General features: G+C 66.2%; 1 protein-coding gene. It reads left to right on the top strand.

What is annotated here, in order from left to right; translation table 11 throughout:
* The first annotated feature begins 399 nt into the window (after positions 1 to 399).
* Positions 400 to 507 carry an LPFR motif small protein gene (locus CLV30_RS28000; RefSeq protein ID WP_420842025.1) on the top strand — a complete coding sequence of 36 codons (108 nt, stop codon included), beginning with the start codon at positions 400 to 402 and terminating at the stop codon, positions 505 to 507.
* Positions 508 to 1017: the final 510 nt, after the last annotated feature.

Raw genomic sequence — 1017 nt, 5'->3', positions numbered from 1 at the left:
GAGGTCACCATCGACCGACTCTGGCACGCCGTGCCCAGCTTCCCCACCATGAGCGAGGTCTGGCTCCGCCTCCTCGAGGAATACGGGCTCTGAGCAGCCGACACCAGGAAGACACACGACCACGGCCCGCCCTGCCCGTGCGCGGTGGAGTGTCGTCCAGCAGCGTTGGGATGCGCCGCGTCCTCGCACACCCTGCGTTCGCACAGCATCCGCCGGCGGATGCTGTTGGCTTCGCCGAGCACTCCGTCTTCGAGGATCCGGCTGGCGGGCGTCGGCTACGACTGTCCAGTCGGCGTGTGGGCGTACCTGGCAACCCCACACCAAATGACCTCAATGTTTCACGCGACGCATGCGGGGTAGTTGCCGTCAATGTCTCGTATCGCCGAGGTGCTTCGCACCATCGCCGCTGCAATCGCGACGGTCGTTCGCGCCATCGCACATGCCATTGTCACGGTGGTGACGTTGCCCTTCCGCGCGCTTGCCACGCTCTTCCGCAAACGGAAGTAGCCAGCACAGTCGCAAACCATGGGGACACAAATGGGGTCCCCGTGAGTCCTGCGGCCTTGACGGCCCTGAGCTGTCCGGAGGACGACCGGGAGGCCCGCATGCCGCACACTCCGCCCAGCGTGGCGGTGTTGTGCCCTGGCTTCGCGACTTCTACGAGCGTTTGTCAGCCCAGTTGTGACCGACTCCAGCCTCGCGCGGCGCATGCGGCTCAGCGTCTCGGGTAGCGCCATCGCACGGCCCGACGAAAGGGAGCAGGATGCTGACCAGTTTCCGTGATCGAGGGAACCTCGATCGTCACCGTGACCTATGAAGGCGCATTGAGCAGTGACGACATGTCGTCGATGCGCGGGGCACGGACGTCGCCGCGACCTACCTGTGGTCCGTGTCAGGCCGCGCGCTCCGTCTGTCCGTCGGCCTCGTCGTCGGTGACGCCGATGGACTGACGCAGCTGCCGCAGGATCCGCGACAGCAGCCGCGAGATCTGCATCTGCGACACCCCGAGCTCGTCGG

The organism is Haloactinopolyspora alba (assembly GCF_003014555.1).
GTDB classification, from domain to species: domain Bacteria; phylum Actinomycetota; class Actinomycetes; order Jiangellales; family Jiangellaceae; genus Haloactinopolyspora; species Haloactinopolyspora alba.
Note: the sequence above shows the minus strand (reverse complement) of the source record. Positions and strands in the feature narration are given on the sequence as shown.